Origin of the sequence: Nocardia nova (assembly GCF_002933465.1) — a bacterium.
GTDB classification, from domain to species: Bacteria; Actinomycetota; Actinomycetes; order Mycobacteriales; family Mycobacteriaceae; genus Nocardia; species Nocardia nova_B.
On the sequence record NZ_PSZE01000005.1, the window covers coordinates 294,494 to 317,244 of the forward strand.

The following is a 22,751-nucleotide window of genomic DNA, read 5'->3' on the forward strand; positions in this document are numbered from 1 at the left end:
CCCCGAATGATCATCCCCGACGAATCCCGCCACACCGTTGTGGCCGACTCCTGTCGATGCGGCGACCTCGTCGTCGCCGGTTCCTTCGACACTTTCATTGTGGTCTGCGTCACAGTCGCCGGGCACTATCGGAAGCCATCGCCGGAAGAGCCCAATCGGATCACCGTCCGGGACGTTCGGCCCGGTACGGGCCTCGCCTTTCGATGACGTCGGTCCCCGCGCGTTCGGGACCTTCGCCCCTGCCCCGGGGCGGCGCGGATCGTGCGCGGCGGACCTCGCCGGTCACCCGCGGCGGCGATCCTCGTGCAACCGGATGATGGTGTCGGCGAGCAGCGGCGCGATCGAGCACACCTCGATCTTCCCGGCTTCCGCATCGTGAAAGACGCTGTCGGTCACGACGATCCGGCGCAGTCCGAGTTCGTGCAGACGCGCCGCCGCCCCTTCGCTCAAGGGGCCGTGGGTCGCCGCCACGAGCATGTCGGAGGCCTGGTAGCGCACCAGGTGGGCGGCCGCCTCGATCGTCGCCCCGGTGCAGATCATGTCGTCGACGAGGGCGACCGGGCATCCGGTGACCTCGCCGAGCAGATCCAGTGCGCGCACGCTCGTATCGCTCATCCGGTGCTTACGCACCACCGCGACGGATGCGCGCAAGGCGGCGGCGAAATGTTCGGCGCGCTCACCGGCGCCCAGGTCCGGCGCGACGACCACACCCCGGCCGATCATGGCCGGCTCCAGTTCGCTCGCGAGCAGCGGCACCGCCGTCAGGATCTCGACCGGCACCGGGCAGATCGCCTCGAGTGCGGGCGTATGCGGGTCGACCACGACCAGCCGGTCGGCGCCCGCATGGGCGATGGCCTCGGCCGCCACCCTGGCGCCGATCGCCTCTCCCGCTGTGCCACGGTCCTGACGGGCATAACCGAGGTACGGGATCACCGCGGTGATCCGGCCCGCGCCGGCGCGGCGGCAGGCGTCGAGCAGCAGCAGCAACTCGACCATGTGCTCGCCGACCGGTGGCGACGTCGGCTGCACGATGTACACATCGTCTCCGGAGATGTCGGCGACGACCACACGCCGTTCACCACCGGACGTCGGCTGCGAATCGCAGCACTCGTGCGAGTCCCCGCCGATGCGCGCGATCACAGCGTCGGCCAGCGGTGGGTTGGCGCTGCCGCGGATGATTCGCAGCGCGCTCATCGTTCCCCGGTTCCCGTCTCGGGATTTCCGGTGAGGAAGTCGACGCAGGTGCGGATCGTGGCCAGTCGTGGATAGTCGGCCTCGGCGATCGGCTCCTCGCGCAGACTCGACAGCCGTTCGACGAAGGTGAGGAAATCCAGCGAATCCAGTTCCAGGGTGGTGCGCAGCGGCTCGTCCGGTTCGAGTGCGGTGAGTTCGGCATCGGTGGCGAATCCGCGCAGTGCGGCGCGCACCGCGCTGTCGGCCGATTGCCGGGAAACAGTGGTGGACATGGCTTCACAACTCCTCGGGTTGATGCAGCAGGTCGGCGACCGCGTGCAGGAATCGGGCGCCGGTCGCGCCGTCGCTGGCGCGATGATCGGCCGAGAGGGTGACGGTCACGTGCGGCCGCACACCGAGCAGACCGTCGACAGCGCACGGCCGGTCGGTGACGGCGCCCAATCCGACGATCGCGACCTGCGGCACGGCGATCACGCCGAACACCGACTCCACGCCGAGATCGCCGAGGTTGGTGACCGTGATGGTGGCCGCGGTCGCGTCCGAGGAACGCAGCCGCCCGGATCGGGCGCGCTCCACCACCGATCGCATCGCGGCCATCATCCCCGCCGCGTCCAAGGTGTCGGCGTCGGGAATCGTCGGCACGATGATGCCCCCGCCGCGCAGCGACACCACGACGCCGAGATGAACCGCGGACGCAGGACGGAACTCGTCGTCGATCCAATATCCGTTGAGCTGTGGCACCCGGCGGGCAGCCCCGGCAACGGCGCGAAACAGCAGAGCGGCCATGACGATTCGCTCGGTGAGTGGAGCGCCTGCATTTCGCTCCCGCAACCGATCGGCCGCGGCCGAGACGTCGACGACATCGGACAGGTAGTAGTGCGGCACGGTTCGTTTGGACCGTGCCATCGTCGCCGCGATCGCCGAGCGCATCGCGGCCGCGTCGCGGGGGCCCGGGGGCGGCGGGGCGGTTTCCGCGCGAACCGTCTCGTGCGCCGATGGCTGTGTCCCGGCGGGTGCGGAGACACCCTCGGCCGGGAGGTCACGGGCGCGCACGGCGCCGGCGGGACCGGTTCCCGACAGGCCGGACAGATCGAGTCCTCGCGCTTCGGCGAGCCGACGCGCCAGACCGGAGGCGCGCGCGACCGCCGGCTGCGCACCGGACCGCGCGACCGCATCCGCCGCCTCGGGTGCGGAATTATGCTGCGCGACAGCGGCTTCGATATCGCCGCGCAGGACGCGCCCACCTGGCCCGGAGCCGTGCACACTCGCCGGATCCAGTCCCGCCTCCTCGGCCAGCCGGTGGATCAGGGGCGTCATCCGAGCGGGTTGCGCGACCGGCGAGGACGATACGAGCGATTCCGGATGGTCGCGAGATTCCGGTCGTCCGGCCGAGTCCGAGGAGGCGACGGACGGCACCGGTTCGCCGCGCGCCCCCGAACCGGGCTCCGCCTTCCCGTCGCCACTGCTCGAGACGCCGGCGGTGATCGTCGCCAGCACGGCACCCACCGGAACGGTCTGTCCCTCGGGCACGCGGATCTCGTCCATGACACCGTCGTCGAAGCATTCGATCTCGATCGCGGCCTTGGTGGTGTCGACCTCCGCGACGATGTCGCCGCGTTTCACCGGGTCGCCGGGGTGAACGAACCAGTGCGTCACGGTGCCCTCGGTCATGTCGGCGCCCAGCGACGGCATCCGGAATTCCGTCATGTCATCCCACCGCCTTCCGGATCGCGGCCAGCACCCCGGACGGGTCCGGCAGTGCGGCCTCCTCCAGTTGACGTGCGTACGGGATCGGCACCTCGGCGCCGCATACCCGGCCGATCGGCGCATCCAGGTCGTAGTAGGCGTATTCGGCGGCGCGAGCGGCAATCTCGGCGGCGATGCTCACACTGCGCCACGCTTCGTCCACGATCACGAGGCGATGAGTGCGGCGTACCGAATCCAGCACCGTCGCCTCGTCCAGCGGACGCAGCGAGCGCAGATCGACCACGTCGACCGCGATACCTTCGGTTGCCGCGAGGTCTGCCGCGGCCAGGGCCACCGGCACCGTCGCACCGTAGGCGACCAGAGTGACGTCGGTGCCGCGGCGCCGGATCGCCGCCGCATCGATGTCGACGGCACCGGCGCCCTCGGGCAGCTCGGATCCGCTGTTGTACAACGAGATCGGCTCGAAGATCACCACCGGGTCCGGATCCTGCAACGCGGTCCACAACATGCCTCGTGCGTCGGCGACGGTGGCGGGGCACACCACTCGCAGACCGGGAATGTGGGCGTAGAACGCCTCCAGGCTGTGCGAGTGCTGAGCGGCGAGCTGGCGGCCCGGACCGGTCGCCATCCGGATGACCAGCGGCACGCCGAGCTGCCCGCCGGACATGTGCCGCAGCGTGGCGGCGTTGTTGAGTATCTGATCCAGCGCGAGCAGGCTGAAGTTGACGGTCATGATCTCGACGATGGGCCGCATCCCGGCCAGGGCCGCACCGATCCCCGCGCCGACGAACGCCGATTCGCTCAGCGGCGTATCCCGAATCCGTTCGGGCCCGAATTCGTCGAGTAACCCGCGGCTCACGCCGAAGCAGCCGCCGTAGGCGCCGACATCCTCGCCCATGAGGAAGACCCGTTTGTCGCGAAGCAGCGCCTCGCGCAACGCATCCCGCATCGCCTCCCGATAGGTGGTCATGGCCGCTCCGCGTAGACGTGCCGGGTCAGTTCGGACGCCGGCTCGACCGGTGCGGCCTCGGCGGCGGCGATGGCGGCGTCGAGTTCCTCGTCAACCTGTGCCTCGAACCGCCGCACGTCCTCGTCGGTCAATTCTCCGGCGTCGCGCAGCCGTTCGGTCAGCAGCCGGAGGGGATCGCGTTCGCGCCACCGCGCTATCTCGGCCTTGTCGCGATATCGATCGGCGTCGTAGAGCGAGTGCGCCCGGAACCGGTAGGTGCGCAGTTCCAGGAAGCAGGGGCCGCCTCCGGCGCGGATCGAGGTGACAGCGCGCCGGGTCGCGGCGGCGACGGCGGTCGCGTCCATGCCGTCGACGGGCCAGGCCGCCAGGCCGTACCCCGTCGCGCGCAGCGCGAGGTCGGTCGCCGCGTGTTCGCGCGCCAGCGCGGTACCCATCGCGTATCGGTTGTTCTCGCAAGCGAAGAGCACAGGTAGCCGCCACAGCGCGGCCAGGTTCATGCATTCGTGGAACTCGCCCTCGGCCATCGCGCCGTCGCCGAACAGGCACACCGTGATCCGATCGCGGCCGGACATGGCGTCGGCCAGTGCCAGGCCCACCGCGATGGGCAGTCCGCCGCCGACGATGGCGTTCCCGCCGTAGAAGCGCCGCCGCGCGTCGAACAGATGCATCGAGCCGCCCCGGCCGTGGCTGCAGCCGGTGGTGCGGCCGAACATCTCGGCCATGAGGTCGGTCATGGGGATGCCGCGGGCCAGCGCGTGGCCGTGCTCGCGGTAGGTCGAGACCACCGCGTCGTCGGCGCCGATCTCGCTCAGCAGTCCGGCGGCCACCGCCTCCTCGCCGACATACAGGTGCAGGAATCCGCGGATCTGCTCGGCGCTGTAGAGCTGCACACAGCGTTCCTCGAAGCGCCGGATCCGGATCATCTGCCGTAGCAGTGCCTTTCGATCCGTTCCGGCCGCGTCGCCGGAAGCCGCCACGGTCGGCGCGAGGGCGTGGCCGTCGGTGTCGATCGTGCTCATCGCACCGTCTCCAGGGTCGATACGTCACCTTCGGGCAATCCGAGTTCGTGTGCCTTCAACAGCCGCCGCATCACCTTCCCGGAGCGGGTGTGTGGCAGCGCGTCGATGAAGTCGATACGTTTGGGAGCCACGGCGCCCAGGGCGCGGCGGCCGAACGCGGTGAGTTCGTCGCGCAGTTCGTCACTCGGCTGGAAACCCTTGCGCACCACCACGAATGCCTTGACCAGCTCTCCGGCCACCGGATCGGGCGTCCCGATGACACCGGCCTCGGCTACCGCGGGATGTGACATGAGAACGCTTTCCACCTCGAACGGCCCGACCAGATGTCCGGCGGATTTGATGACGTCGTCGGCCCGCCCGACGAACCAGAAGTAATCGTCGCCGTCGCGCCGGGCCAGATCGCCGGTGAGATACCAGCCGCCGGCGAACGCGTCCGCGTAGCGAGCGGGGTTGTTCAGATATCCGCGGAACATCGACGGCCAGCCCGCCCGCAGCGCCAGCTCGCCCACTTCCCCGATATCGGCGGCGGTCACATCGCCGTCGGTGATCGCGGCCCGCCCACTCGCGCCGCGGCGCAGGATCGTGGCCTCCACGCCGGGCAGTGGCCGTCCCATCGAACCGGGACGAACCTGTGCCGCAGCGATATTGGCGATCATGATGGCGCCGGTTTCGGTCTGCCACCAGTTGTCGTGCACCGGGTGCCCGAGCACCCGCTGCCCCCACACCACCACTTCGGGGTTGAGCGGCTCACCGACGCTGGCCACGAAGCGCAGACACGACAGATCCGTGCTCGGCGGCAGCTCGTCGCCACGGCGCATCAGCATCCGCAGGGCGGTGGGCGCCGTGTACCACACCGACACCTGCTCCGCGGTGAGGATGTCGTACCAGCGTTGTGGATCGAATTCCGCCTCGTCGCTGATCACCGTCGCGCCGAGGCACAACGGCGCGATCACCCCATAGGACATGCCGGTCACCCAGCCCGGATCGGCGGTGCACCAGAACACGTCGCCGCCGCGCAGGTCCAGCGCGGCGCGCGCGGTGGCCCGGTGCGCCACGACGGCGCCGTGCACGTGCACCGCCCCCTTGGGACGTCCGGTGGTTCCGCTGGTGAAATGCAAGAGCGCTGGGTCTTCGAATTCCGTTCGCACAATGGGGAATTCGCTGTCGGCGGCCGCCATGGCCGCGGGCAGGGATACGACTCCGGGCAGATCGGTCTCGGCGTCGACGACGATGACGTGTCGGAGTGCGGGCAGTGTGTCACGGATCGGCGCGACCTTGCGGCGATAGTGGCCCGCGGTGGTCACCAGGGTGCTCGCCTCCGCCAGGTCCAGCCGTTCACGCACCGGTTCGGGGCCGAAGGCCGAGAACAGCGGTGAGACGACACATCCGGCCTTCCACGCGCCCAGGCACGCGAGATACAGCTCCGGAGTGCGTCCCAACAGCAGGCACACCCGCTCTCCCCGATACACCCCCAGCTCCCGCAGCACGTGGGCGAACTTGTTGCTCAGCCGGACCAGATCCGCGCAGTCGAGCTCGGTCACGCCACCGGTGAGAGGCAACCAGCGCAGCGACGGGGCGGGCCCGATCGGCGCCTCGAGGTGCCGGTCGACGGCCTCGACGGCGATGTTGACCCCGCCTCCGGGCAGCCCGGCGAGTTCGGAGCGGGCCGCGGACCAGGAGAAGTCGCGCCGTGCCCGGCCGTAGTCGGAGAGGGTCGCGGCCGCGATATCGGCCGCGGACTTCTCGATCGGCGCCCATCGCGTCGGCGTCGCAGTCGTCGCGTCGTACCGGCTCGCGTCGTTTCGGCTCATCGCGCCTCCGTCTCCGTGCCGTCTGTCTGCTCGACTTCCAGTCAACGGCGCGGCGCCGGGTCACGGGGAGGGCGGAAAGACCCCAGCGGCGATGACATCCGTCGCGGCGTTGCCACTGGGGCGACGGCTGTTCAGTCGGGAACGTTGCGCGCGAGTTCGTCCAGCCACGCCGTGGCGGGAGCGTCGCTCGGCGCGCGCCAGTCCCCGCGCGGCGACAGCGATCCGCCGGACCCGACCTTGGGCGCATTCGGCAGGGTCGATCGTTTGAACTGGCTGGTCTGCACGAAGCGGCGCAGGAATTCGGCCAGCCAGTGCTTGATCGTGGCGAGGTCGTATTCGTGACGCTGATCCTCGGGGATCAGGTCTGGCCAGCCGCCGCGGGTGCGGTCACCCCAGGCGTGTTCGGCGAGGTAGGCGATGCGGCTGGGCCGGAATCCGAACCGCAGCAGGTGATAGAGGTGGAAGTCCTGCAACTCGTACGGGCCCACGGTGGCCTCGGAACTCTGCAGCGCCGCGCCGGGAACCAGCTCCGGTGAGATCTCGGTCTGCAGGACCGAGTGCAGCACCGCACTCGCCTCCGGGCCGAGCTCACCGCGGTCGGCGGTCCAGGCGATCAGATATTTGATCAGCGTTTTGGGCACCGAGGCGTTCACGCTGTAATGCGCCATATGGTCGCCGACGCCGAAAGTGCACCAGCCCAAGGCCAATTCGCTCAGGTCTCCGGTCCCGACGACCAGGCCGTGATGCATGTTCGCGAGGCGGAACAGATGCGAGGTGCGCTCCCCGGCCTGCACGTTCTCGTAGGTGATGTCGTAGACCGGCGCGCCGTCGGCCGCCGGATGACCGAGATCGCGCAGCATCTGCGTCGCCGACGGCCGGATATCGATCTCACCGGCGGTCGCCCCGACGGCGCGCATCAGCCGGCGCGCGTTCTCCAGCGTCCGCGTGCTGGTGGCGAAGCCGGGCATGGTGTATGCGAGCACATTCGACCGTGGCAGGCCCAGCCGATCCATCGTCTGCGCTGCGACGATGAGCGCGAGAGTGGAATCGAGGCCGCCGGACACCCCGATCACGAGGTGCTGGGATCCGGTCGCGGCCAGCCGCGTGGCGAGCCCGGCGACCTGGATGTGATGGACCTCGGCACAGCGTCGGTTGCGGCTGCCGGGATCTGCCGGGACGTAGGGAAAGCGTGGGACCTCGCGGCGCAGCGGTGGTGCGCCGGCCGGGATCGGCGCCTCGAATTCGACCCGCCGGAATCGGGTGACCCGCTCGTGGTGGTCGTGGCCGTTGTCGGTGAAGCTGTTGAGCCGCAGCCGATCCGCGGCCAGCCGCTGCAGATCGATATCGGCGGTGACCAGTTGCGGTTCGGCGGCGAAGCGCTCACTTTCGGCCAGCAGGTTGCCGTTCTCGCAGATCAGGGCCTGACCGTCCCACGCCATATCCGTGGTGGACTCGCCCTGCCCGGCCGCAGTGTACAGATAGGCCGCGATATTGCGCGCCGAGGTCGACACACACAGTTGCCTGCGGTAGTCCGCCTTGCCGACGACGATATTGCTCGCCGACAGATTCGTCAGCACCGTGGCGCCCGCCAGCGCGGCGAAAATATTGGGCGGCAACGGAACCCACGCGTCCTGGCAGATCTCGACCGCCAGCACCAATCCGGGCAGATTCACCGCCTCGAACAGCAGGTCGGCGCCGAAGGGCACTCGCTGCCCGGCGACGGTGGTGTGGTCGTCGACGGCGTCGCGGGCTGCGGAGAACTGCCGCTTCTCGTAGAACTCCTGGAAATTCGGCAGGTAGCTCTTCGGCACGACCCCCAGGACGCGGCCGCGGTCGATGATCAACGCGCAGTTGAACAATCGCTCCCGCACCCGCAGTGGAGCCCCGATGATCAGCACGCTGTCGATGTCCGCGCTCTCGGCGACCACGCGATCCACGGCCGCTCGCACCGCGTCGTCGAGCGCCTCCTGGTGGAACAGGTCCTCGGCGGAATAGCCGGAGAGGCCGAGTTCCGGAAACAGCGTGAGCACCACGGAATCGCCGGCGGCCCGCCGCGCGAGCAGCAGTGTCTGCTCGGCGTTGTACTCGGGATCGGCGACCCGCATCGAGGGTACGGCGACGCCGGCACGCACGAATCCGTGCCGGTACAACGATCGGAACGGTAACTCGCGCGCCACGGCGGCCTCCTGCAATCCACGGCCGCCGGGCCGGCGTCCGGCGCCGGGGCCGGCTAGGGACCGAGCGTCCGCATTCGACGGGTGTATTCCTCGTCGTCTATCTCACCACGGGCGAAGCGCTCGGCGAGGATCTGTTGCGGGGACGGCCCCCGGCCGTTCCGGTCGAGGGCGGCGGCATCGGGCCGGCCGGCGTAGCGGAGCAGGGCCACGATCACCACGACCACCAGCACCCAGAAGATCACCATGCCCGCGAACATCAACCCGTAACCCCAACCGCCGAGGCCGGTGCCGTACCACATCATCATCGCCGTAATTCCTCACTCCATCGGTGGATCCGCGTACTCCTCGGAACAGACCGAGATCACATCGGCATCTGCATCGGGCAGACCCCCATCTGGTGCAGCCACATCATCACGGCGTGCATGGCCTGCATCATCGGCGATTGCATATCCATCTCCACCATCTCCTCCGGGCGCGGGTTCACGTCCGCGTCCGAGATCCAGCCTGATCGACGCGGCCGGCCGGTGGCAGGGGCGAAAGACCTCACCGACCGGTCGTCGGTCCCCCGCCTGAGCGTCCGGCGCCGACCCGGATGTGCTCGGCGGCCCCGAGGGACATTGGTCCCGGGAGGCCGGGAATCTCGCCCCTCCCCCAGGGGCCGGCATCGGCACAGACTGGCAGTAGGCGCGCTGATCGGCGGCTCGACGCATCGATGCGCCTCGGCGTGTGGCCCGGCCGGGCGCGCGACGACCCGAAATGTTCCGCGGACCGGTGTGATGACACCGGGAACGAGGTGGCCGGATGTTGCACGAGACAATCCCTTTGGGCCGGGTGGCGGGTATCCGCATCGGCGCGCACTGGTCGGTGCTGGTCACCGTGGCGCTGTTCGTCTGGCTGCTCGGCGTACAGCTGCGCAATAGCGGCAGCCCGGCCTTCACGTGGACGGTCGCGGCGCTCGCCGCGGTGACCCTGTTCGCCTCCCTGACCGCGCACGAACTGGCCCATTCGATCGTCGCCCGACGCCACGGGGTGCGGGTCGAGCGCATCGTGCTGTGGCTGCTGGGCGGGGCCTCCGAACTCGGCGACGAGCCGCCCGACGCGCGCAGCGATTTGCGGATCGCGATCGCCGGTCCGGCGACGAGTCTGGTGCTGGGCGGACTGTTCGCCGCCGTCGCGGTGGCCGTGGACAGCGGGCGACCCGACAGCGCCGTCACCGCAGCGCTCGCCTGGCTCGCGGCCACGAATATCGTTCTGGGACTGTTCAATCTGCTGCCCGGCGCGCCGCTCGACGGCGGCCGGGTGGTGCGGGCCGTCGTCTGGTGGCGGACCGGCGACCGGCTGCGGGCCACCACCGTGGCCGCGCGCGGCGGCCGGCTGCTCGGCACCGCGCTCGTCGTGCTGGGCGCCGTCGACATCATCGTGTTCCGCCAGTTCGGGGGGCTGTGGCTGATGCTGCTGGGGTGGTTCCTGCAGACCGCCGCCAACAGCGAACTCGCGGCAGCGGGACTGCGGCATCAGCTGGGAAACACTATGGTTCGCGAGGTCATGACCGCGAATCCGATGGCGGTGCCGGGCGACTGGACGATCACCCAACTGCTGGCCTCCGACGCCCCGCACACCGGTCACAGCATATTTCCGGTCGTCGACGCCGCCGGCCATCCGATCGGGGTCGTCGCGTGGTCGGATCTCACCGCGACCGCCGTACCGGCTCGTGATACGACGATTCTGCGCTCGGTCGCACGTCCGTTACGGACGGCGGCGATCGTCGGACAGGACGATCTGCTCGCCGATGTCGCCACCCGAGTCGTGTTGCGCCCCAAACTCGATGCGATCACGGTGGTCGACCCGGCCGGTCGGCTGACCGGCGTCGTCACCGCCACCGATCTGGCGACCGCCTGCGACCGCTCCGCGCTCGGCCTGCCCGCCGGCAGCGCCGCGCCCGCCTCACATCCGCCGGTCACCACTACTCACTCCTGGAGAACACAGCCATGACGGCAGCACCTGTCCTGCGTGATTCCTCGCAGCCGATCTTCCGCGACCGCCGCGAGGCCGGTCGTGTGCTGGCCGGGCTGCTCGAGCACTACCGCGACCACTCCGGTGTCGTCGTCCTCGGCCTCGCCCGCGGTGGGGTACCGGTGGCCTGGGAGGTCGCCGCCGCCCTGCACGCGCCGCTGGACACGCTCGTCGTCCGCAAACTCGGGGCACCGGGACATCCGGAATTCGCCCTCGGTGCCCTCGCCCCCGACGGCCGGATCGTGGTCAACGACGATGCGATCCGCGGCCTGCATGTGACCGCCGAGCAGATCCGATCCGTCGCGCGAGAGGAGGCGGCGGAGCTGGCGCGGCGAGAACGCGCCTATCGCGGTGACCGGCCGCCGGCGCCGATCGCGGGCCGCACGGTGATCCTCGTCGACGACGGTCTGGCGACCGGAGCCACCATGTTCGCGGCGGTGGAAGCGATTCGCGCGGGTGAGCCCGACCGCATCGTCGTCGCGGTGCCGGCCGCCCCCGAATCGACCTGCCGGGAGTTCGACGCGCTGGTGGACGAAATGGTCTGTGCCACCATGCCCTCGCCGTTCCTCGCGGTCGGCGAGTCGTTCTGGGATTTCACCCAGGTCGGTGACGACGAGGTGCGGCAGCTGCTGACGACGCCGACCGTCGGCGCGCCGGCCACCGGCACCGATTCCGCCACCGTCACCGATCCCGCCGCTGTGGTCGATGCGGCCGCGACCGAGGCTCCCGAAGGCGTGCCGCCGTACCACGTGCTGGACGAGCTCATCGGCGATGCCCGGTTCGTCCTGATCGGCGAGAGCTCGCACGGCACCCACGAGTTCTACGCCGCCCGCGCGGCGATCACACGCTGGCTCATCTCGGAGAAGGGCTTCACCGCGGTCGCCGCCGAGGCGGACTGGCCCGACGCCTACCTCGTCGACCGCTTCGTCCGCGGCATCGACGACTCCTCCCCCACCCTCGCGCTGCGCGGATTCGAACGCTTCCCCACCTGGATGTGGCGCAATACCGTGGTCCGCGACTTCGTGGGCTGGTTGCGGCTGCACAATGACTACCAGCGCCGGATCGGCGCGCCGCAGGCCGGGTTCTACGGGCTCGACCTGTACAGCATGCACCGTTCGATGCGGCACGTGATCGACTATCTGTGGCAGGTCGATCCCGCTGCGGCGCAACGCGCCGAGCACCGCTACGCCTGTTTCGATCGCACCAGCGACCACGACGGGCAGGCCTACGGATTCGGCGCCGCATTCGGTGCGGGCCACTCGTGTCAGGCCGAGGTGGTGCGCCAGCTGGTCGACCTGCAACGCAACGCCGTGGCGCACCGGCAGGCCGGCGACGGCGAGGCCTCGTTCGACGCGTTGCGCAACGCGTGGACGGTCCGCAATGCCGAGGCCTACTACCGAGCGATGTTCGGCGATCGGGTCTCGTCGTGGAATCTGCGTGACGAACATATGGCCGACACCCTCGACGCGCTGGCCGCCCACCTCGGGCGCGACGGCACTCCCGCGCGAGTAGCGGTCTGGGCGCACAATTCCCATATCGGTGACGCCCGCGCGACGGAAATGGGAGCCGAGGGCCAGCTGTCACTGGGACAGCTCGTCCGCGAACGGCACGGAAACGATTGCCGCAGCATCGGTTTCACCACGAGCCACGGCACGGTGACCGCGGCGAGTGAATGGGACGGCGAGGCCGAGTGCAAGGTCGTCCGCCCGGCACTGCGCAGCAGCGTCGAGGAGCTGCTGCACGACACCGGACGCGACAGCTTCCTGATCCGCACCGATACCGCCGGCGCCGCCACCGAACTGCTGCGCGATCCCCGGCTCGAACGCGCGATAGGCGTGATCTACCAGCCCACCACCGAGCGGCACAGCCACTACTTCCACTCGCGGCCGGCCGACCGCTACGACGCGATCATCCACATCGACCGGACCACCGCCCTGCGGCCACTGGAACCGTCACACCGATGGACCGCCGCGAGCACACCGGACACCTACCCCAGCGGTCTGTGATCCGGGGCGGTGGGCGTCCGGATCGAGGACCTTCGGCCATGTTCCCGGACGGCGTGACGCGCGAGTCTGGGCATCGAGACACTTCCAGCAGATCGGAGCCGTAATGGGCGACTATGTGGCAAGTCTGAACGATATTCGGCTCAGCGATGCCGGCCAGGTGGGCGGGAAGGGGGCCAATCTCGGTGAGATGGTCGCCGCGAACCTTCCGGTCCCGCCGGGATTCGTGATCCTGCGATCGACCTACGAGACCGCCGTCGCCGACGGGCCGCACGGGCCCGAGCTCGACTCGCTGCACGCCGAGGCGCTGCGCAGCGCCGGCGCCACCGACGACGCGGGCCGCGGCGAGCTCGACCGACTGTGTTCGCGCATGCGCGACCTGGTACGGGAGACCCGGATCGACGGGGCGATCGAGGACGCGATCGTCGGCGCGTACCACCGGCTCGGCGACCGGGTGTGCGTGGCGGTCCGGTCCTCGGCGGTCGGCGAGGACAGCGCCGATGCCTCCTTCGCCGGAATGAACCTCTCGCGCACCAATATTCGCGGCGACGGCGAGCTTCTCGAGGCGGTCCGGCAATGCTGGGCCTCCCTGTTCACCCCGCGCGTTCTCACCTACCGCGCCCGCCGCGGCATGGACCGGCGGCCGGAGATGGCGGTGGTCGTGCAACAGATGGTCACCGTCCGATGTGCGGGCGTGGCGTTCACCGCCGACCCGACCACCGGCAGGCGCGACCGGGTCGTCATCGACGCCGCGCGCGGACAGGGTGAGGTGGTGGTATCCGGCGCGGTCGAGCCCGACACCTACGTGTTCGCGGCGGACGGCCCGACGTTGACGGAATCCCGCAGGGGCGCCCAAAGTTTCGCGATCTACGCCGGCGAAGACGGTGACCGCCGCGTCGACATCCCCGACGACGAAGCGCATCGGCCGGTACTGTCCACCGACGAGGCCACCGCGGTCGCGCGCCTGGCGCTCGAGGTCCAGCAGCACTACGGCAGTCCGCAGGATATCGAGTGGGCCTTCGACGACCAGCGGCTGTGGCTGGTGCAGGCGCGTCCGATCACCACCCTGCCCGACGAAATGCCTTCGGCGACACCGGAACCAACGTCGGCCGCCGTGTTGCTGCAGGGCCTGCCCGCGGCTCCCGGACGAGCCCGCGGCGCCGTGCGCATCCTGCACTCACCCGCCGAGGGATCGGCATTGCGCGACGGCGAGATCCTGGTCGCACCGATGACGAATCCGGACTGGCTGCCGACGATTTCGCGGGCGGCGGCCTTGGTCACCGACAGCGGCGGCATGACCTGCCACGCCGCGATCGTGGCCCGCGAACTGGGCATTCCCTGCATCGTCGGCGCGCGGACCGCCACCACCTCCCTGCACGACGGACAACGCATCGTGGTGGACGCGAAGGCCGGCCGGATTCGCGCGGACAGCCCGGACGAGCAGACTGCCGGGGCCGCGGCCGTCTCCGCGCCCGCCGCGGCTATCACCGCGCCGGCGGTGGTTTCGGCGGCCGAAACCACCGGAACGAAGATCTATGTCAATCTCGCCCTGCCCGACATCGCCGAGCGCGTCGCCGATTCCGACGTCGACGGCGTCGGCCTGCTGCGCGCCGAAACCCTGTTGACGCGCGCGCTGGGCGGCCGCCATCCCCGCGCGGTGATCGCCGCCGGCGACGAGAGCGGATTCGTCGCCACCCTGGCCGAATCACTGCGGCGCATCGCCGTGGCCTTCGCCCCGCGGCCGGTCGTCTACCGCGCAACCGACCTGCGCAGCAACGAATTTCGCACCCTCACCGGCGGCGAGGGTTTCGAGCCGAACGAACGCAACCCGATGATCGGCTACCGCGGCTGCTACCGCTACGTTCACGAACCGGACGTGTTCCGGCTCGAACTGGCGGCACTGGCACGCGTGCGCGAATACACCCCGAATCTGCATCTGATGATCCCGTTCGTGCGCACCCGCTGGGAGCTGGCCGCGTGCCTGGAACTGGTGGATGCCTCGCCGCTGGGCCACGACCGGAGTATGCACCGGTGGATCATGGCCGAGGTGCCGTCGGTCGTGCACTGGCTGCCCGAATACGTGCGGCTCGGGATCGACGGGGTGTCGATCGGGAGCAACGATCTCACCCAGCTGATCCTCGGTGTGGACCGCGATTCCGAGGAATGCGCCGAACTGTTCGACGAATCGGATCCGGCCGTCCTGCACGCCATCCGGCGCATCGTCACCTCCGCACGCGAATTGGGTATCACGTCGTCGCTGTGCGGGCAGGCCCCGTCCACCCGGCCCGAGTTCGCCGAACATCTCGTCGCGGCGGGAATCACCTCGATTTCGGTCACCCCGGACGCGGTCCGCAACACCCGCCGCACGGTGGCCGCCGCCGAGCGCCGGCTGCTGCTCGAACGGTGCGTGCACGGTGGCGAGGACCGGCAGCCGTGAGGCCGGTGCCGCGGACCATGGTCGCGGCACCTCGGGACCAACGGCCCCTCCGCCGCGCGCGCCGCGAACCTACCGTCGACATATGAACACAGTGCCCACACGCGACGTCGTCGAGACAGCGGTCCGGATGGCCGGCCGTGCGCCGTCGCTGCACAACAGCCAGCCCTGGCGGTGGGCGTTCGACGGTGCGCAGCTGCGGCTGTTCAGCGTGCACGAACGCATGTTGCCGACCACCGACAGCACCGGCCGACAGCTCGTAATCAGCTGCGGCATCGTGCTCGACCACCTGCGCGCGGCGATGGCCGCTCAGGGGTGGCGCACGATCGTGGCGACCTTCCCGAACCCCAACGACCACACCCACCTCGCCGATGTGCGCTTCGAGCCCTCGCCGTACATCACCGACGGTGACCGCGAACGCGCCGACGCCATGGCGCGCCGCTACACCGACCGGCTCCCGTTCGACGAACCTGGGGGGTGGGAGCCGTTCGAGACCGTCCTGCGCACGGTGTTCGACCCCGAGGACGCCATCGTCGACGTCCTGCCCGACGACAGCCGCGCCGAACTGGCCCGAGCCTCGGAGCTGACCGCCTCGGTGCGCCGCTACGATGCCGACTATCACGCCGAATTGCATTGGTGGACAGGGCATGTGGTGGCAGATACCGGCGTCCCCCGCGATGCGCTGGTGAGCGAGGAGGAACGCGGACGCGTCGACGTCGGGCGGAGGTTGCCCACGATCACCGGCGAATCACGCCGTACCGAGGTGCACGCCGACCGGTCGAAGATCCTCGCGCTGTCGACCTACGGCGACAGTCCCGCCGAATGGCTGGCCTGCGGGCGGGTGCTATCCACCGTCCTGCTCGAATGCACCCTCGCCGGCTACGCCACCTGTCCGCTGACCCATCTCACGGAAGTTCCGCGCAGTCGCAGCGTCGTCACGCGGCTGATCGGCCGGAATGCCTTCCCACAGGTGCTGATTCGCGTCGGGCGGGCTCCGGAGAATCAACCGCACCCGGAACCGACGCCGCGACTGCCGCTGCGCGAGATCCTGCGCGTCACCGACGGCGCCGGCTGACCGATGCCTCGGCCGGCGAATCGCTCGCCGTCTCCGCACCCGCCCGCGGTGTTCGTCACGGCGCCGGCCCGCGCGGGACGTCCGGGCGCGGCGTTACCGCGCGCGAGACCGTCGCGCGGCGTAGATCGCCGCACCGAGCGCCAGCACGACCGCTCCCGAGACCACCGATGTGAGCGGGAGGGTGCAGGCCAGCACCGCGCAGCCGGCGGCGCCGACCACCGGAACCACACGCGGCGGTCTGCCTTCGGCCGGGGTCAGCGTCCAGGCCGAGGCGTTCGCGACGGCGTAGTAGCCGAGCACCGCGAAGGACGAGAACCCGATCGCGCCGCGGATATCGGCGGTCGCGGCGATCACCGCCACCACCGCGCCGACGACCAGTTCGGCTCGATGCGGGACGGCGAAACGCGGATGCACCGCGGCCAGCCGATGCGGCAGATGCCGATCCCGGGCCATGGCGAAGGTGGTGCGCGAGACCCCGAGGATCAATGCCAGCAGTGAGCCGAGCGCGGCGACGGCCGCCCCGGCGCGCACCACGGGCACCAGCTCGGGCCGGCCCGCCGCGCGCACCGTATCGGCCAGCGGCGCTGTGGCCGAGGCCAATTCGTGCGGGCCGAGCACCAGCAGCGCCGCGACGGCGACCACCGCGTAGACGACCAGGGTGATGCCCAGAGCCAGCGGGATCGCACGCGGGATGATGCGGGCGGGGTCACGGACCTCCGCACCGAGAGTGGCGATGCGGGCGTAGCCGGCGAAGGCGAAGAACAACAACCCGGCGGCCTGCAGAATCCCGCGCACCGATGTGTCGGATCCGATCGCCAACCGGCCGACGTCGGCGGCGGAGCCGGCCCAGGCCGCGACGACGACCGCGGCCAGGACGGCCAGCACGACCGCGACGACGATCCGGGTGAGCAGCGCCGACTTCTGCACGCCCCGATAGTTCACCGCGGTGAGCGCGACCACCGCCCCGACGGCCACCGCGTGCGCATGATCGGGCCAGGCGTAGGCACCGACCGTGAGTGCCATCGCCGCGCACGAGGCGGTCTTACCGACGACGAAGCCCCAGCCGGCGAGATACCCCCAGAACTCCCCCAGGCGTTCCCGGCCGTAGACGTAGGTTCCGCCGGAGGCGGGATAGCGCGCGGCCAGCCGGGCCGAAGAGGTGGCGTTGCAATAGGCGACGACGGCCGCGATCGCCAGGCCGATCAGCAATCCCGATCCGGCCGCCGCCGCGGCCGGGCCCAGCGCGGCGAAGATTCCCGCGCCGATCATCGACCCGAGCCCGATCACCACCGCGTCGCCGAGGCCGAGCCGACGGCGCAGGCCGGCCGTCGCCTCGGAGTCCATGAGCTCGAAGATAGCGGACTTCACTCGCGCACGCGTGCCGGCTGAGTAGCCGCCGTCAGGCCTCGGTGAGAGCGTCGATGGCGTCGCGCAATTTCGCGGCGGCCTCGGTCGCGATCGGCTGCAGTTCCGAATCGCCGGTGACCTGCACCATAACCTCGGGATCCATCGCTTCGACGATGACGGCGCCCGCATCGCCGGGGTCGCGCCGCACGATCACGTTGCAGGGCAGCAGCAATCCGATGCGGCGATCGACGCCGACCGCGCGATGCGCCAGCGGCGGGTTGCACGCCCCGAGGATGCGGTAGTCCTCCATTTCTTCGCCCAGTTTGGCCTTCAGGGTCGCGGCCATATCGATCTCGGTCAGCACTCCGAAGCCCTGCTCGGCCAGTGCGGCCCGGGTCCGTTCCACGGCATCGTCGAACCGGTCGGTGTGCAGCGTGGTGGAAATCGCCAGATTCATGATCGCCCGCTTTCCTTTCGATGGGGGGTGGTAACCGGGTCAGGTCCGCGAAACGGCGCAACCGGCCGTGGCCGGCAGGCCCAGCCGCCGTAGCAGCAGGGTCGCCGGGCACCAGCCCGCAACGCCGTACAGCAGCAGATTCACGCCGACGAACCCGGTGAGAACGAGCCACCAGCCCGACCAGGCCGCGGCCGCGACCACACCGATCAGCACGATGGTGCCGGCCAGCAGCGGTACGACGCGGGCGATGGACCAGCCCTGGTGGCGAGGTAGGTTCAGCATGCGTTCACTTCCCGGATAGATTGGGCGCCTTCGCTTTTCAGGCGAGGGCGAGAAACAGTTTCTCGAGTTCGGCTTCGCTCATCGGTTCGGCGCCGTCGGCACTCTCGCCGGTGAGGCATTCACGCAGGCCGGTCGCGACGATCTTGAATCCGGCCCGGTCCAGGGCCCGCGACACCGCCGCGAGCTGGGTGACGACGTCCTTGCAGTCGCGTCCCTGCTCGATCATGGCGATCACACCGCCCAGTTGCCCCTGGGCGCGGCGCAACCGGTTGAGTACCTGTGCGATCGTTTCCTCGTTGCCGACCATGGCTGTCCGTCCTCTCGTCGCCTACCCCTTCAGCATACCCCTGGGGGTATGCTGAAGGTTGTGGCGTCAGTCATGCGCGAAGCTGATCGACGGCAGTATCCGGCGCAACCACCGCGGCGATGCCCAGGCACGATGCCCGGTCAGCCGCAACAGGACCGGCAGCAGCACCAGGCGGACCGCGGCGGCGTCCAGGAGCACGGCCACACCGAGGATGATGCCCATCTCCTTCGGCGGCAGCGGATCGGCGAGCGAGAAGGTGAAGAACACCGCCACCATGACCGCGGCGGCGGCGAAGATCACCCGGCCGGAATGGGCCAGTCCGTCCACCAGGGCACGACTCGGATCGCCGGACCGCTCGTAGTGCTCCTTCGCCGTCGCCAGCAGGAAGACCGTGTAGTCCATCGCGATGGCGAAGATCATCGCGAAGAAGAACACCGGACCCCAGCCGTCGAGGAACCCCTGCGGGCTGAAACCGAGCAGGCCCGCCCCGTGCCCGTCCTGGAAGATCAGCTTTGCCACTCCGAACGCCGCGGCCGTCGACAGCAGACTCACCACCGTGCCCAGCGCCGCGATCAGCGGAGCCTGCAACGCCACCAGCAGCAGGGCGAAGCCGAGCACCAGGATGATTCCCACGATGATGGGGAAATAGTGGTTCAGGGCGTGTTGCAGATCCAGATTCTCCGCGGGTGCACCGCCGACCAGCGCTCCGGCCGGCAGCCGGTCTCGCAGGTTATCGAGGATCGTGGTCATCCGCGCGTCGGAGGGGTCGACGCTCGGCAGCGCCTGCATCATCGCCAGTCCGCTTCCGTCGCGGGCCACTTGCGGCGGAGTGACCATCGCGATGCCGTCCACCGCCGAGGCGGCGTTCGCCACCGCGCCGGATTCCGTTGCGGGCGCGATGATCTGCAACATTCCGGGAGCGCCTTCGCCCATCTGCGCCTGCACCAGTTCGTAACCGTGACGAACCGGCGCGTCCGCGGGCACGACCTGGATCGACGGCATCGCGACCTTCAATCCGGTCACCGGGATCGCGAGCGCGACCAGGACCAGCAATGCGGCGATCGCGAACGGCCACGGCCGGTCGTGCAGGATCCGGCCCCAGGCCGCGAACCGCGGTGAGCGGTGGTGCTGGCTGCCGATGCGAGGCAGCGACCCGGCGTTGATCCGGCTACCCAGCGCGCCCAGCGCGGCCGGCAACAGGGTCAGCGTCGCCAGCAGCACGAACGCCACCGCGAACATGATCCCGACCGCCATCGTCCGCACCGCCGGAGCCGGCACGATGAGCACGGCCGACAGGCTCACCAGCACCGTCAGCCCGGACAGCACCACGGCCTTACCCGCCGTGCTCATGGTCTCGGCGACCGCCGCGCGTGGATCGGAACTCGCCGCGAGCGCGCCGCGGAAGCGGGCGACGATGAACAGGGCGTAGTCGATGCCCAGCGCCAGGGCGAACATCATGGCGAAGTTCATGGCCCACACCGAAATCGGCGTCACGTGATTGAGCAGCACCAGCCCACCGGCCGAGGCGATCAAGCCGGCCAGGGTGAGCAGCAACGGCAGTCCGGCCGCCACCAGCGAGCCGAAGGCGACCACCATGATGGCGAGGGTCACCGGCCAGGAGAACATCTCGGCCTTCAGCATCGCATCGTGGTTGGCCTCGTTGAAGTCGCTCCACAGCGCCGACGCGCCGGTGGGATAGACCTCGATTCCGTTGCCGGACAACGCCGTCAGCGCGTCCTTGTGAGTATCGACCGCCTTCACCATGTCGTCGGTCGAGGCCGCGGCGCCGGCGATGAGGATTCCGGTGTGCCCGTCGGGGCTGATCGACATCCCCGGCTGGGGCGCCACCACCTCGCCGAATCGGGAATCACCGGCGAAGATCGCGGTCATCCGGCCCAGCACCGATTGCACTTGCGGGCTCTCGACGGTCCAGGTGTCGGAGTGCACCACGACCTGCACCGCGGCCGACGAATTGCCGCCGAAGTGCTGCTGTGCCAGCTCGCGAACCCGTACCGAATCCGACCCGTTCGCCTGCCAGCCGGCGCCCGCGAGGGAATTGAACACGCTCGGCGCCGCGGCCCCGAGCGCCACCAGCACCAGCAGCCAGACCCCGAACACGATCCGGGCGTGGCCGGCCATGGCGGCCCCCAGTCTGCCCAGCATTCCGCCGGAGCCCCGCGTGGTGGCCGCCGGCGGTGACACAACCTGCGATTCGGTCATCACGCCTCCCTTCGATACCCCAGGGGGTATATTTGGTCTAGCGGCCAACATACCCCAGGGGGTATATGAGACGCAAAGGTGCGCTCGCCCACAGGCGGGTACACCGGCAATGGATGCGAAAGGAGACGACATGACGGATATCGCGCTGTACGTGGACCCGGTCTGCCCGTTCAGCTGGGTCACCGCACGCTGGCTGCAGACGAGCGCCGACGCTCGCGTCACGCTGCGGCAGATGAGCCTGGCCGTACTCAACGAGGGGCAGGACGTCGATGCCGACCATCGGCCGATGATCGAGCGATCCCGGCGGCTCGGACGGGTCTTCGCCGCCGTCACCCGCCGATACGGCGATGACGGGTTCGACCGGCTGTATCAGGAGTTCGGAACCGTGGCACACACCCGCAAGGAACCGATCACCGACGAGACGATCGCGGCCATGCTCGCCCGCCTGGATCTGGACCCGGCGCTCGCCGAGGCCGCCGACGACGCCCGCCTGGACGAGTCCGTCGCCGAGACCCACCAGGCCGCCCAGCAGGTCCTCGGACAGCCCAGCGGGAGTCCGATCGCTGTCGTCGAGGGCCGCGGATTCTCCGGGCCCGTCCTGACGAAGATTCCCGACCCGCAGCAGGGAAAGCAGCTGTTCGAGGCATTGGTCACATTGGCCGCCACGCCGGCGTTCGCGGCTGTGCAGAGTCCGTACTCCGGGCCGCCGGACGCCACCGAACCCGCCGCCGGCGCCTGACGGCGCGGACGAAGAAGAGGCGGGCCGATGACCTTCGGCCCTGTCCCGAGCGCCGGCGATGCGGTGGTATCGACGCGAAGGAGCGTGACCATGAACTTCGCGAGCACCGCGCCGGGCGCTCGGCACGGCACCGTATTCCGCGCCGAATCCGTCGTCCAGGGCCCCGGGTACAACCTGCCCACCGTCGACATCCGGCTCGGTGACCGAGTTCCCAGTATGTTCGGCGAGTACGCGCGACGGCGCATCGGCGACGCCCTCCGCTGCGCACCGTCGCCGGTGGTGTCGATCCGGGTTCGCCTGGCCGACCATCGCGACTCGGCGCTCGCGAATCCCTTCGTGGCGCAGGCGGACATCGTCGCCGCGCGACAGCTGCGGGTGCAGGTGACGGCGGCAACGGCGCGCGAGGCGGTGGATAAGCTGCAGACACGGACTCGCACTCGGCTGCGCATGCCGATCGGCGGTGGGCCGGCCCAGCAACACCGGTGTGAACCGCGGGCCGCCACACTGCTCTACCTCCGTCCGGTCACGCAACGGAAGATCATGCGCACCAAGTGTTTTCATCTGCTAGACCGCACCGCGGCGGAGGCCGGGGCCGATATGGCGCTGATGGATTACGACTTCTGCTTGTTCACCGAGTCCGGCGCGGATACCGAAAGCGTGCTCGCGCTCACCACCGGCGGCCGGTATCGGTTGATTCGGCTCGATGAGCGCACGGCGACCGCCGATTCGGCGAATCTGCCGCTCGCCGTCGCCGATGCCCCGGCCCCGGTGCTCGAACGGGCGGAGGCCCTGGCCCGGCTGCAGCTGAGCGGTTCACCGTTCCTCTTCTACCGCGATCGCGAACTCGACCGCGGCTGTGTGTTCTACCACCGCTACGACGGTCACTACGGATTCATCACCTCGCGACGATGAGCCGGCGAAGGCCTCGCAGTGGTGGACTTTCGCCCCTACCAGCGCCGCCCGCGCGGTGGTGGCATGGACAGACCGGATGCTCAG

19 protein-coding genes are annotated in these 22,751 nt (G+C 69.9%); 6 read left to right on the forward strand and 13 right to left on the reverse strand.

Annotated features, from left to right (window positions below):
* Nucleotides 1-282 precede the first annotated feature (282 nt).
* The 8 genes from C5E41_RS09010 to C5E41_RS09045 all read right to left on the reverse strand — a co-directional run bounded on the left by C5E41_RS09010 (nucleotide 283) and on the right by C5E41_RS09045 (nucleotide 9,183).
* Nucleotides 283-1,194 (reverse strand): ribose-phosphate diphosphokinase, encoded by a 912-nt coding sequence (locus tag C5E41_RS09010; RefSeq protein WP_104375353.1) that lies wholly within the window; start codon nucleotides 1,192-1,194, stop codon nucleotides 283-285.
* A complete protein-coding gene (locus C5E41_RS09015) occupies nucleotides 1,191-1,466 on the reverse strand; it encodes a phosphopantetheine-binding protein (RefSeq protein ID WP_104375354.1) in 276 nt (91 codons plus the stop codon). Before C5E41_RS09015 ends, C5E41_RS09010 begins: the two co-directional genes overlap by 4 nt.
* A gap of 4 nt (nucleotides 1,467-1,470) precedes the next feature.
* Nucleotides 1,471-2,901, reverse strand: coding sequence for a 2-oxo acid dehydrogenase subunit E2 (locus C5E41_RS09020; RefSeq protein ID WP_104375355.1), 1,431 nt, complete (start codon nucleotides 2,899-2,901; stop codon nucleotides 1,471-1,473).
* 1 nt (nucleotide 2,902) lies between these two features.
* Nucleotides 2,903-3,871: an alpha-ketoacid dehydrogenase subunit beta gene (locus tag C5E41_RS09025; RefSeq protein WP_104375356.1), complete on the reverse strand. Its 969-nt coding sequence runs from the start codon at nucleotides 3,869-3,871 to the stop codon at nucleotides 2,903-2,905.
* Entirely contained in the window at nucleotides 3,868-4,890 is a 1,023-nt protein-coding gene (gene pdhA / locus C5E41_RS09030) for a pyruvate dehydrogenase (acetyl-transferring) E1 component subunit alpha (RefSeq protein WP_219823121.1), read from the reverse strand. The genes C5E41_RS09025 and pdhA overlap by 4 nt, the downstream gene beginning before the upstream one ends.
* Nucleotides 4,887-6,701: an acetate--CoA ligase gene (gene acsA, locus C5E41_RS09035; protein WP_104375357.1), complete on the reverse strand. Its 1,815-nt coding sequence runs from the start codon at nucleotides 6,699-6,701 to the stop codon at nucleotides 4,887-4,889. The genes pdhA and acsA overlap by 4 nt, the downstream gene beginning before the upstream one ends.
* Before the next feature lie 131 nt (nucleotides 6,702-6,832).
* Complete coding sequence (locus tag C5E41_RS09040; RefSeq protein WP_104375423.1) at nucleotides 6,833-8,878, reverse strand: NAD(+) synthase; 2,046 nt, start codon at nucleotides 8,876-8,878, stop codon at nucleotides 6,833-6,835.
* A 53-nt stretch (nucleotides 8,879-8,931) separates the two neighbouring features.
* Nucleotides 8,932-9,183: an SHOCT domain-containing protein gene (locus C5E41_RS09045; RefSeq protein WP_104375358.1), complete on the reverse strand. Its 252-nt coding sequence runs from the start codon at nucleotides 9,181-9,183 to the stop codon at nucleotides 8,932-8,934.
* A 496-nt stretch (nucleotides 9,184-9,679) separates the two neighbouring features.
* Between C5E41_RS09045 and C5E41_RS09050 the strand changes: the two genes are divergently transcribed.
* From C5E41_RS09050 to C5E41_RS09065, 4 genes are all read left to right on the forward strand, one after another.
* Entirely contained in the window at nucleotides 9,680-10,870 is a 1,191-nt protein-coding gene (locus tag C5E41_RS09050; protein WP_104375359.1) for a site-2 protease family protein, read from the forward strand.
* Nucleotides 10,867-12,897 (forward strand): erythromycin esterase family protein, encoded by a 2,031-nt coding sequence (locus C5E41_RS09055; RefSeq protein WP_104375360.1) that lies wholly within the window; start codon nucleotides 10,867-10,869, stop codon nucleotides 12,895-12,897. The genes C5E41_RS09050 and C5E41_RS09055 overlap by 4 nt, the downstream gene beginning before the upstream one ends.
* A gap of 103 nt (nucleotides 12,898-13,000) precedes the next feature.
* Nucleotides 13,001-15,331 carry a phosphoenolpyruvate synthase gene (gene ppsA / locus C5E41_RS09060; RefSeq protein ID WP_104375361.1) on the forward strand — a complete coding sequence of 777 codons (2,331 nt, stop codon included), beginning with the start codon at nucleotides 13,001-13,003 and terminating at the stop codon, nucleotides 15,329-15,331.
* An 82-nt stretch (nucleotides 15,332-15,413) separates the two neighbouring features.
* On the forward strand, nucleotides 15,414-16,403 hold the full coding sequence (locus tag C5E41_RS09065; RefSeq protein WP_104375362.1) for an Acg family FMN-binding oxidoreductase: 990 nt from the start codon (nucleotides 15,414-15,416) through the stop codon (nucleotides 16,401-16,403).
* Between the two features lie 93 nt (nucleotides 16,404-16,496).
* Here C5E41_RS09065 and C5E41_RS09070 read toward each other — a convergent pair whose 3' ends face one another.
* The 5 genes from C5E41_RS09070 to C5E41_RS09090 form a co-directional block, all read right to left on the reverse strand.
* Nucleotides 16,497-17,747 carry an APC family permease gene (locus C5E41_RS09070; RefSeq protein WP_104375363.1) on the reverse strand — a complete coding sequence of 417 codons (1,251 nt, stop codon included), beginning with the start codon at nucleotides 17,745-17,747 and terminating at the stop codon, nucleotides 16,497-16,499.
* A 55-nt stretch (nucleotides 17,748-17,802) separates the two neighbouring features.
* On the reverse strand, nucleotides 17,803-18,207 hold the full coding sequence (locus C5E41_RS09075) for a DUF302 domain-containing protein (RefSeq protein ID WP_104375364.1): 405 nt from the start codon (nucleotides 18,205-18,207) through the stop codon (nucleotides 17,803-17,805).
* A gap of 39 nt (nucleotides 18,208-18,246) precedes the next feature.
* Nucleotides 18,247-18,489 carry a YgaP family membrane protein gene (locus tag C5E41_RS09080; protein ID WP_104375365.1) on the reverse strand — a complete coding sequence of 81 codons (243 nt, stop codon included), beginning with the start codon at nucleotides 18,487-18,489 and terminating at the stop codon, nucleotides 18,247-18,249.
* A gap of 37 nt (nucleotides 18,490-18,526) precedes the next feature.
* Nucleotides 18,527-18,796 carry a metal-sensitive transcriptional regulator gene (locus tag C5E41_RS09085; RefSeq protein WP_030516394.1) on the reverse strand — a complete coding sequence of 90 codons (270 nt, stop codon included), beginning with the start codon at nucleotides 18,794-18,796 and terminating at the stop codon, nucleotides 18,527-18,529.
* A 66-nt stretch (nucleotides 18,797-18,862) separates the two neighbouring features.
* The gene (locus C5E41_RS09090) at nucleotides 18,863-21,016 is read right to left on the reverse strand and encodes an MMPL family transporter (protein ID WP_258080846.1); all 2,154 of its coding nucleotides are present in this window, start codon (nucleotides 21,014-21,016) and stop codon (nucleotides 18,863-18,865) included.
* A 130-nt stretch (nucleotides 21,017-21,146) separates the two neighbouring features.
* On the opposite strand from C5E41_RS09090, the gene C5E41_RS09095 reads away from it, so the two are divergent.
* Both C5E41_RS09095 and C5E41_RS09100 read left to right on the forward strand, forming a co-directional pair.
* Nucleotides 21,147-21,755 (forward strand): mycothiol-dependent nitroreductase Rv2466c family protein, encoded by a 609-nt coding sequence (locus C5E41_RS09095; RefSeq protein WP_104375425.1) that lies wholly within the window; start codon nucleotides 21,147-21,149, stop codon nucleotides 21,753-21,755.
* Nucleotides 21,756-21,845: 90 nt separating this feature from the next.
* The gene (locus tag C5E41_RS09100; protein WP_181063168.1) at nucleotides 21,846-22,667 is read left to right on the forward strand and encodes a sigma 54 modulation/S30EA ribosomal C-terminal domain-containing protein; all 822 of its coding nucleotides are present in this window, start codon (nucleotides 21,846-21,848) and stop codon (nucleotides 22,665-22,667) included.
* Nucleotides 22,668-22,751 lie beyond the last annotated feature (84 nt).

Bases quoted from the DNA above. Each gene is read 5' to 3' on its own strand.
- C5E41_RS09010 (WP_104375353.1), bottom strand. From the start codon at position 1,194: ATGAGCGCGCTGCGAATCATCCGCGGCAGCGCCAACCCACCGCTGGCC.
- C5E41_RS09015 (WP_104375354.1), bottom strand. From the start codon at position 1,466: ATGTCCACCACTGTTTCCCGGCAATCGGCCGACAGCGCGGTGCGCGCC.
- C5E41_RS09020 (WP_104375355.1), bottom strand. From the start codon at position 2,901: ATGACGGAATTCCGGATGCCGTCGCTGGGCGCCGACATGACCGAGGGC.
- C5E41_RS09025 (WP_104375356.1), bottom strand. From the start codon at position 3,871: ATGACCACCTATCGGGAGGCGATGCGGGATGCGTTGCGCGAGGCGCTG.
- pdhA (WP_219823121.1), bottom strand. From the start codon at position 4,890: ATGAGCACGATCGACACCGACGGCCACGCCCTCGCGCCGACCGTGGCG.
- acsA (WP_104375357.1), bottom strand. From the start codon at position 6,701: ATGAGCCGAAACGACGCGAGCCGGTACGACGCGACGACTGCGACGCCG.
- C5E41_RS09045 (WP_104375358.1), bottom strand. From the start codon at position 9,183: ATGATGATGTGGTACGGCACCGGCCTCGGCGGTTGGGGTTACGGGTTG.
- C5E41_RS09050 (WP_104375359.1), top strand. From the start codon at position 9,680: ATGTTGCACGAGACAATCCCTTTGGGCCGGGTGGCGGGTATCCGCATC.
- C5E41_RS09055 (WP_104375360.1), top strand. From the start codon at position 10,867: ATGACGGCAGCACCTGTCCTGCGTGATTCCTCGCAGCCGATCTTCCGC.
- ppsA (WP_104375361.1), top strand. From the start codon at position 13,001: ATGGGCGACTATGTGGCAAGTCTGAACGATATTCGGCTCAGCGATGCC.
- C5E41_RS09065 (WP_104375362.1), top strand. From the start codon at position 15,414: ATGAACACAGTGCCCACACGCGACGTCGTCGAGACAGCGGTCCGGATG.
- C5E41_RS09070 (WP_104375363.1), bottom strand. From the start codon at position 17,747: ATGGACTCCGAGGCGACGGCCGGCCTGCGCCGTCGGCTCGGCCTCGGC.
- C5E41_RS09075 (WP_104375364.1), bottom strand. From the start codon at position 18,207: ATGAATCTGGCGATTTCCACCACGCTGCACACCGACCGGTTCGACGAT.
- C5E41_RS09080 (WP_104375365.1), bottom strand. From the start codon at position 18,489: ATGCTGAACCTACCTCGCCACCAGGGCTGGTCCATCGCCCGCGTCGTA.
- C5E41_RS09085 (WP_030516394.1), bottom strand. From the start codon at position 18,796: ATGGTCGGCAACGAGGAAACGATCGCACAGGTACTCAACCGGTTGCGC.
- C5E41_RS09090 (WP_258080846.1), bottom strand. From the start codon at position 21,016: ATGACCGAATCGCAGGTTGTGTCACCGCCGGCGGCCACCACGCGGGGC.
- C5E41_RS09095 (WP_104375425.1), top strand. From the start codon at position 21,147: ATGACGGATATCGCGCTGTACGTGGACCCGGTCTGCCCGTTCAGCTGG.
- C5E41_RS09100 (WP_181063168.1), top strand. From the start codon at position 21,846: ATGAACTTCGCGAGCACCGCGCCGGGCGCTCGGCACGGCACCGTATTC.